This is a genomic window from Vibrio sp. A37, from assembly GCF_059777565.1.
In genome coordinates, this window is record NZ_JBLNLI010000104.1 from 1 (window position 1) to 250 (window position 250).

The 250-nt window shown below is 50.4% G+C and carries 1 protein-coding gene; it reads right to left on the bottom strand.

What is annotated here, in order from left to right; translation table 11 throughout:
- Positions 1-250 (bottom strand): FAD-binding protein (locus tag ACM2FC_RS23695; protein WP_498483484.1); only part of this gene is annotated, 250 nt, incomplete at both ends.

The window sequence follows — 250 nt, forward strand, 5'->3', positions numbered from 1 at the left end:
CGTTTTCCCCCGCGACACGACCAAATACCACAAACTCTGCTAGTGAGTTTGAGCCGAGTCGGTTAGCGCCATGTAATCCAACAGAGGCACATTCGCCAACGGCAAAGAGTCCATGAATTCTTGTTTCACATCCTTTGTCTGTCTCAATCCCGCCCATGGTGTAATGTACGGTTGGCCGAATTGGGATAGGCTCTCTAGCTGGATCGACGTTGACGTAAGCTTTTGCTAGCTCGCAGATGAAAGGCAGTCT